The sequence below is a fragment of the Streptomyces sp. NPDC054956 genome (assembly GCF_053609185.1).
The window spans coordinates 1-7,739 of record NZ_JBSGXB010000335.1 but is presented as its reverse complement, the minus strand read 5'-3'; the positions used below and the strand labels follow the sequence as shown (position 1 = coordinate 7,739).

General features: G+C 70.7%; 7 protein-coding genes. 6 read left to right on the top strand and 1 reads right to left on the bottom strand.

All coding sequences use genetic code 11. The features are described 5' to 3' along the window. A partial coding sequence (locus tag ACWGDE_RS33210; RefSeq protein WP_453392765.1) for an alpha-amylase family glycosyl hydrolase occupies positions 1–1,046 on the bottom strand: 1,046 nt, incomplete at its 3' end. A gap of 220 nt (positions 1,047–1,266) precedes the next feature. On the opposite strand from ACWGDE_RS33210, the gene ACWGDE_RS33205 reads away from it, so the two are divergent. From ACWGDE_RS33205 to ACWGDE_RS33180, 6 genes are all read left to right on the top strand, one after another. Beyond that, the gene (locus tag ACWGDE_RS33205) at positions 1,267–2,541 is read left to right on the top strand and encodes an extracellular solute-binding protein (RefSeq protein ID WP_453392764.1); all 1,275 of its coding nucleotides are present in this window, start codon (positions 1,267–1,269) and stop codon (positions 2,539–2,541) included. A 6-nt stretch (positions 2,542–2,547) separates the two neighbouring features. Beyond that, the gene (locus ACWGDE_RS33200; protein WP_453392763.1) at positions 2,548–3,582 is read left to right on the top strand and encodes a carbohydrate ABC transporter permease; all 1,035 of its coding nucleotides are present in this window, start codon (positions 2,548–2,550) and stop codon (positions 3,580–3,582) included. Beyond that, positions 3,579–4,430, top strand: a complete 852-nt coding sequence (locus ACWGDE_RS33195) for a sugar ABC transporter permease (protein WP_453392762.1) — start codon at positions 3,579–3,581, stop codon at positions 4,428–4,430. Before ACWGDE_RS33200 ends, ACWGDE_RS33195 begins: the two co-directional genes overlap by 4 nt. A gap of 53 nt (positions 4,431–4,483) precedes the next feature. Further along, positions 4,484–6,085, top strand: coding sequence for a glycoside hydrolase family 13 protein (locus tag ACWGDE_RS33190; protein ID WP_453392761.1), 1,602 nt, complete (start codon positions 4,484–4,486; stop codon positions 6,083–6,085). Further along, complete coding sequence (locus tag ACWGDE_RS33185; RefSeq protein ID WP_453392760.1) at positions 6,070–7,089, top strand: LacI family DNA-binding transcriptional regulator; 1,020 nt, start codon at positions 6,070–6,072, stop codon at positions 7,087–7,089. The genes ACWGDE_RS33190 and ACWGDE_RS33185 overlap by 16 nt, the downstream gene beginning before the upstream one ends. Before the next feature lie 134 nt (positions 7,090–7,223). Beyond that, on the top strand, positions 7,224–7,559 hold the full coding sequence (locus ACWGDE_RS33180) for a YrhB domain-containing protein (RefSeq protein ID WP_453392759.1): 336 nt from the start codon (positions 7,224–7,226) through the stop codon (positions 7,557–7,559). Positions 7,560–7,739: the final 180 nt, after the last annotated feature.

Below are 7,739 nucleotides of genomic sequence, written 5' to 3'. Positions count from 1 at the left end.
CCCCCGTACCGCGTGACGTGACGTACGACGTCGTGGTTGGACAGCACCCACGTCGTCGGGGCGCCCACCGAGGAGGTGGCGGCCAGGGACTCGTCGATGACGGTCCGCATCGCGGCCGTGTCCCACGGACAGTTCAGGAAGCGGAAATTGAAGGCCTGGTGCAGTTCGTCGGGGCGGACGTACAGCGCGAGCCGCTCGGAGGTGGGCGCCCAGGCCTCGGCGACCCCGATGCGCGGGCCCTCGTAGGAGTCGAGGAGCCGCCGCCAGGAGCGGTGGATCTCGTGCACCGGGTCCTGGTCGAAGAAGGGGAGCGGCTCGGTGCCGATCAGCGTGGCCTGCGCGCCGCGGCCGATGTCCGGCAGCCCCGGAGCCTTGACCATGCCGTGGGCCACGTCGACGCGGAAGCCGTCCACGCCGAGGTCGAGCCAGAAGCGCAGGACGGAGGCGAACTCCTCGGCGACCTCGGGGCGCTCCCAGTTCAGGTCGGGCTGCTCGGGGGCGAAGAGGTGCAGGTACCAGGCGCCGTCGGGGGTCCGGGTCCAGGCGGGCCCGCCGAAGACCGACTCCCAGTCGTTGGGCGGCTCGGCGCCGCCGGGGCCGCGCCCGGGGTGGAAGTGGTACAGCTCCCGGGCCCCGGGGACGCCGGCCAGGGCCTCGCGGAACCAGGGGTGCTCCGCGGAGGTGTGGTTCGGCACCACGTCCACGATGACGCGCAGCCCCAGCGCGTGGGCGGAGCGGACCAGGGCGTCGGCGTCGGAGAGGTCGCCGAAGAGGGGGTCGACGGCCCGGTAGTCCGCGACGTCGTAGCCGCCGTCCGCCTGCGGGGAGACGTAGAAGGGGGTCAGCCACACCGCGTCCACGCCGAGCCGGGCCAGGTGGGGGAGGCGCTCGCGGACCCCGCGCAGGTCCCCGACGCCGTCGCCGTCGCTGTCGGCGAAGGAGCGCACGTACACCTGGTAGATGACGGCATCGCGCCACCAGCCGCCGCTTGCGGTGGCGTTGCTGGAAGCGCTTGCAAGCCGGGAGGCGGTCAACTCGTGGGTCATATCGGGTCAACGCGAGTACGCACCCGCTGGTTGCGGGCCCGGACAGTCGAAGAGGGTTCGAACTAACAGCAAGCTGCGGCAACCGTACGGACACACGGATGTAACGATCAGCTTCTCTTGCAGAAAATTGCCGCAAGGTCTTTCGGACGGCTTGCAGGCTTGTTACGTTCTCGGCAACTCAGGACCGCGAGGCGCGGCCGGGATCATCGAAGGAGTTCATATGCGGCGTGGCATAGCGGCCACCGCGCTGGTCGCGACTCTGGCGCTCGCGGCGACGGCTTGCGGCGGTGACGGCAAGAACGACAGCGGCGACACCAAGGCCGGCGGAGAGCTCTCCGGCACGGTCACGTGGTGGGACACCTCGAACGACGCCGAGAAGGCCTCGTTCCAGAAGCTCGCCGAGGCGTTCACGGCCAAGCACCCCAAGGTGACCGTCAAGTACGTCAACGTCCCCTACGGCGACGCGCAGAACAAGGTCAAGAACGCCTTCAGCAGCGGCGCCGAGGCCCCCGACGTCATCCGCGCCGACGTGGGCTGGGTCGCCGACTTCGCCTCCCTCGGCTACCTCGCCGAGGTCCCGGCCGACACGGCCAAGAAGGTCGACTCCGAGTTCCTGCCCCAGGCCGCGGCCAGCGCCAAGTACGAGGGCAAGACCTACGGCGTCCCGCAGGTCATCGACACCATGGGCCTCTTCTACAACAAGAAGATGCTCGCCGACGCCGGCGTCCAGCCCCCCAAGACGCTGGAAGAGCTGAAGACCGCCGCCGCCGCCATCAAGGCCAAGAGCGGCAAGACCGGCCTCTACCTGCGCGGCGACGACTCGTACTGGTTCCTGCCGCTCATCTACGGCGAGGGCGGCGACCTCGTCGACGCGAAGACCAAGACGGTCACCGTCGACAACGCGGCGGGCGTCAAGGCCTTCAAGACCGCCCGCGACCTGGTCGCCTCGGGCGCGGCGATCACCAACGCCACCGACGGCTGGACCAACATGCAGACCGCCTTCAAGTCGGGCGAGGTCGCCATGATGATCAACGGCCCCTGGGCCGTGGCCGACAGCTACGCGGGCGACCAGTTCAAGGACAAGGCCAACCTCGGCATCGCCGCCGTCCCGGCCGGCTCCGTCAAGGCCGGTGCCCCGCAGGGCGGCCACGACCTCGCCGTCTACGCCGGCTCCAAGAACATCGCCGCCGCGAACGCCTTCGTCGAGTACATGACCTCGCAGGAGGTGCAGGTCCAGTCCGCCAAGGAGCTGAGCCTGCTCCCGACCCGGACCGCCGCCTACGAGCAGCCCGACGTCAAGTCCAGCGAGATGGTCCAGTTCTTCAAGCCGGCCGTCGACAAGGCCGTCGAGCGCGCCTGGATCCCGGAGAACGGCTCCCTCTTCGAGCCGCTGAAGGTCGAATACACCAAGGCGATCACCGGGGCCTCGAGCCCGGAGGACGCGGCCAAGGCGGCCGGCGTCGAATTCCGCAAGATCCTCAAGGGCTGGAAGTAACGAAACATGGCTGCTCACACCAGCCAGTCGGTGGCGAAGGCCGCGGGCAGCGAGGCCGGTCCTGACCCCGGCCGCGCCGCCCGCGGCCGGAGCCGCAGGACTGACCGCGGGAACCGCCCCGGACTGAGGCGCGCACTGGCCACCCACTGGTACGCCTGGGCCATGGTCGCCCCGGTGGTGCTCGTCCTCGGCGTGATCATCGGCTGGCCGCTCGTCCGCGGCATCTACCTGTCGCTGACCGACGCCACCGAGCGCAACGTCGGCCGCACCATCGGCGCCAACCACATCGAGGCGACGTACAAGTTCGTCGGACTCGACAACTACGCGACCGTCCTCGCCGACCCGGTCTTCCTGCAGCGGCTGGTGTGGACGGTGGTGTGGACCGTCGCCTGCGTGTCGATCACCTTCACGCTCGGCCTCGCCCTCGCCACCATGCTCAACCGCGAGTTCAAGGGACGCGCCGCCTACCGGATGGCACTCATCCTGCCCTGGGCCGTCCCCGGATTCGTCTCCGTCTTCGCCTGGCGGTTCCTCTTCAACCGCGACAGCGGCATCCTCAACAAGCTCCTCGAAGGCGGTGGCATCGCCGCCATCCCGTGGCTCGACGACCCGACCTGGGCCAAGATCTCGGTCATCGCCGTCAACGTCTGGCTCGGCGTCCCCTTCATGATGGTCGCCCTGCTCGGCGGCATGCAGTCCATCCCCGGAGAGCTCTACGAAGCCGCCGAGATGGACGGGGCCGGCCCCTGGCAGCGCTTCCGCCACATCACCCTGCCGGGGCTGCGCGCCGTCAGCATGACGGTGATCCTGCTCTCCACCATCTGGACCTTCAACATGTTCCCGGTGATCTTCCTGCTCACCCGGGGCGGTCCCGGCGACGCCACCGAGATCCTGGTCACCCAGGCCTTCCGCGAGGCGTTCGTGACGAGCCCGCGCGACTTCGCCGGCTCGGCGACCTGGGGCGTACTGATCCTCCTGCTGCTCATGATCTTCGCGCTGGTCTACCGGCGCTCGCTGCGCAAGCAGGGAGAGGTGTGGTGACCGTGACGACCTCCGCCCGCCCGCGGGGCAAGCGCTCCCCGCTCGCCTCCATCGGCCTGCACGGCACCCTCGTCGCCGCGTCCGTGATCGCGGTCTTCCCCGTGCTGTGGGTCCTGCTGACCTCGCTCAAGCCCGCCAAGCAGGCCGTCAGCACGGACCTCGTCAAGAACCCGACCCTGGAGAACTACCGCTTCCTGGTCGAGTCGACGTCCTTCTTCACCTGGTTCGGCAACTCCGTGCTCGTCGCCGGCGTCACCACCGTCCTCGGCGTGTTCATCGCGGCCACCACCGGATACGCCGTCAGCCGGTTCAAGTTCCCCGGCATGCGGCCCCTGATGTGGACCCTGCTCATCACGCAGATGTTCCCCATGGCCATCCTGATCGTCCCGCTCTACAACCTCATGGGACAGCTCGGACTGCTCAACCAGCCGCTCGGCCTGATCATCACGTACCTCACCATCGCCGTGCCGTTCTGCGCCTGGATGATGAAGGGCTTCTTCGACACCATCCCGGTCGAGATCGACGAATCCGGCCGCGTCGACGGGCTCAACCCCTTCGGCACCTTCTGGCGCCTGATCCTCCCGCTGGCCAAGCCCGGCCTCGCCGTCACCGGCTTCTACTCCTTCATCACCGCATGGGGCGAAGTCGCGTACGCCTCCGCCTTCATGGTCGGCGAGGACAACCTCACCCTGGCCGGCGGACTGCAGACCTTCGTCACCCAGTACACCGCCAACTGGGGCCCGATGACTGCCGCCTCGGTCGTCATCGCCATCCCCGCGGCACTCTTCTTCGTCTTCGCCCAGCGTCACCTCGTCGCCGGGATGACGGCAGGCGCGACCAAGGGCTGACCACCCCGCGCCCCGCCCCTCGTACCGCCCGGCCCGACCTCTCCAAGGACGACATGACCCAGCACCTCGCCGACGCACTCCCCACCTCCACCGGCACCCTGCCCGGCTGGTGGAGAGAAGCGGTGATCTACCAGGTCTATCCGCGCAGCTTCGCCGACTCCAACGGGGACGGCATGGGGGACCTCGAAGGCATCCGCAGCCGCCTGCCCTACCTCAAGGAACTCGGCGTCGACGCCGTGTGGCTCAGCCCCTTCTACGCCTCCCCGCAGGCCGACGCGGGCTACGACGTCGCCGACTACCGGGCCATCGACCCGATGTTCGGCACCCTGCACGACGCCGACGCCGTGATCCGCGAAGCCCACGCGCTGGACCTGCGGATCATCGTCGACCTCGTCCCCAACCACTGCTCCGACCAGCACGAATGGTTCAAGCAGGCGCTCCGCGAGGGCCCCGGCTCCCCGCTGCGCGAACGCTTCCACTTCCGGCCCGGAGCGGGTGCGGACGGCAGCCTGCCCCCCAACGACTGGGAGTCGATCTTCGGTGGGCCGGCCTGGACCCGCGTCGCCGACGGCGAGTGGTACCTGCACCTCTTCGCGCCCGAACAGCCCGACTTCAACTGGGAACACCCCGCCGTCCAGGACGAGTTCCGCTCCATCCTGCGCTTCTGGCTCGACCTCGGCGTCGACGGCTTCCGCATCGACGTGGCCCACGGCCTGGTCAAGGCCCCCGGCCTGCCCGACCTCGGCCGCGGCGGACAGCTCAAGCTGCTCGGCAACCAGGTGCTGCCCTTCTTCGACCAGGACGGGGTCCACGAGATCTACCGCTCCTGGCGCACCGTCCTCGACGAGTACGCGGGCGACCGCATCGGCGTCGCCGAGGCCTGGACGCCGAGCGCCGACCGCACGGCCATGTACCTGCGCCCCGACGAACTGCACCAGGCCTTCAACTTCCACTACCTGAACACCGGATGGGACGCGCAGGCACTGCGCGCCACCATCGACGACTCGCTGGACGCGATGCGCCCGGTGGGCGCCCCGACGACGTGGGTGCTGTCCAACCACGACGTCGTACGTCACGTCACGCGGTACGGGGGCGGGGAGCAGGGTCTGGCCCGGGCGCGGGCGGCCGCCCTGCTGATGCTGGCGCTGCCCGGGTCGGCGTACGTCTACCAGGGCGAGGAGCTGGGCCTGCCCGAGGTGCTGGACCTGCCGGACGGGGTGCGGCAGGACCCGGCCTTCGTGCGGGGCGAGGGCCAGGACGGGCTGCGCGACGGCTGCCGCGTGCCGATCCCGTGGTCCGGCGGCGAAGCCCCGTACGGCTTCGGCGACGGCGGGAGCTGGCTGCCGCAGCCGGCCGACTGGGCCGGCCTGAGCGTGGCCGCGCAGACCGGGGACCCGGGCTCGACGCTGGAGCTGTACCGCTCGGCGCTGCGCATCCGCCGCGAGCGCCCGGAACTGGGCGCCGGCGACGCCGTGGAGTGGCTGGAGGCCCCGGCGGGCGTCCTGGCCTTCCGCCGCGGCGAGTTCACCTGCACCGTGAACACCACGGACGAGCCGGTACGGATACCCGCGCCGGGCACCGTCCTGCTCTCCAGCGGTGACCTCACCGACCCGTCGGTACTGCCTGCCGACACGGCGGTGTGGTGGAGGGGGTGACTTCTCCGCTCCGGCTGACGGACATCGCCGCGCAGGCCGAGGTCAGCGAGGCGACCGTCAGCCGTGTCCTCAACGGCAAGTCCGGCGTGGCGTCCGGCACCCGTCACAAGGTGCTGGCCGCCATGGACCTGCTGGGCTACGAGCGGCCGGTCCGGCTGCGCCGGCGCAGCAACGGGCTGGTCGGCCTGCTGATCCCCGAGCTCACCAACCCGATCTTCCCCGCGTTCGCCCAGGTCATCGAGCAGGCGCTGGCGGGACACGGCTACACGCCGGTGCTGTGCACGCAGACCCCGGGCGGGGCCACCGAGGACGAGCTGGTGGAGCAGCTGGAGGAGCGCGGGGTCACGGGCATCGTGTTCCTGTCGGGCCTGCACGCCGACTCCTCCGCCGACCCGTCCCGCTACCAGCGGCTCGCGGCGCGGGGCGTCCCGTTCGTCATGATCAACGGCTTCAACGAGCAGGTCCAGGCACCGTTCATCTCCCCGGACGACCGCGCGGCCGCCGACATGGCGGTCCGGCACCTGGAGGACCTCGGGCACCGCAGGATCGGCCTCGCCATCGGGCCGACGCGCTACGTCCCGTCGGCCCGCAAGGAGGCCGGCTTCAAGGCCGCCCTCCCCACGGCCGCCGCCGACGGGCTCATCCAGCGCACCCTGTTCACGGTCGAGGGCGGCCACGCGGCGGGCGGAGCCCTGCTGGACCGCGGCTGCACGGGCATCGTGTGCGGCAGCGACCCCATGGCCCTGGGCGTCATCCGCGCGGCGCGCGAGCGGGGGCTGCGCGTCCCGGAGGACGTCTCGGTGGTCGGCTTCGACGACTCCCCGCTGATCGCCTTCACGGACCCGCCGCTGACCACGATCCGCCAGCCGGTCCGCGCGATGGCGACGGCGGCGGTCGGAGCCCTCCTGGAGTCGGTGGCGGGGACCCCGGTCCAGCGCACGGAGTACGTCTTCCAGCCGGAGCTGGTGGTACGGGGATCCACGGGGCAGGGGCCGGGGGGTTAGGGGAAGGCGTAGGGGAACGGGCGGGCGTCCGGGATGATGTGCGGGTGATCGGAAGAGAACACGCCGTGCGGTTGGTCGCGGCCCTCGTTGAACAGCGGAACCAGTCGGCCAGGTCGTTCGGACCACCCGCGGACATGGTGGACATGGCGGTCTCAGAGGTGACCGAACATCCGCTGTGCTGGGTGGTGAGCGTGGCGACCGCCGAGTTCGTCCGCACGGGCGACCCCAGCCACCAACTGGTCGGCGGCAACCTGTACCTGGTGGACCGCCTGGACGGCGGCCTCTACGAGATCAACGGCCGAGCCTTCGCGGTCGAGGACTGGGAGCCGGGCTACCGCCAACTGGTCCGGGGCGAACCCGGGGCCTCCGGGCAACCCGCCCGCCGACGCGGGCTGTTCCGGCGGGGGAAGAGCGAGCCGGCGGCGATTCAGTGGATCGCGCCGGTGAGCGGGGCGCACCCCTCGGCCTAGGTGGCGTCGGGGGCCACGAGCGGGGCGCTGGCTTTGACGGCTGGTCGGGGTCGGGGCCGGGGGTTGGCGGGGCCCAGGCACTCGGTGGCTTTGACGGACCGGTGGGGGCGCCGGGTGGGCGGGGTCTGTGCGCGAGCTGGCTTCGACAGTTGCCGGGGGGCGTCCCGGGTGTCGAGTGTC

Coding starts and splice junctions, on each gene's coding strand:
- ACWGDE_RS33190 (WP_453392761.1), top strand. CDS start 4,484: ATGACCCAGCACCTCGCCGACGCACTCCCCACCTCCACCGGCACCCTG.
- ACWGDE_RS33180 (WP_453392759.1), top strand. CDS start 7,224: ATGGTGGACATGGCGGTCTCAGAGGTGACCGAACATCCGCTGTGCTGG.
- ACWGDE_RS33200 (WP_453392763.1), top strand. CDS start 2,548: ATGGCTGCTCACACCAGCCAGTCGGTGGCGAAGGCCGCGGGCAGCGAG.
- ACWGDE_RS33205 (WP_453392764.1), top strand. CDS start 1,267: ATGCGGCGTGGCATAGCGGCCACCGCGCTGGTCGCGACTCTGGCGCTC.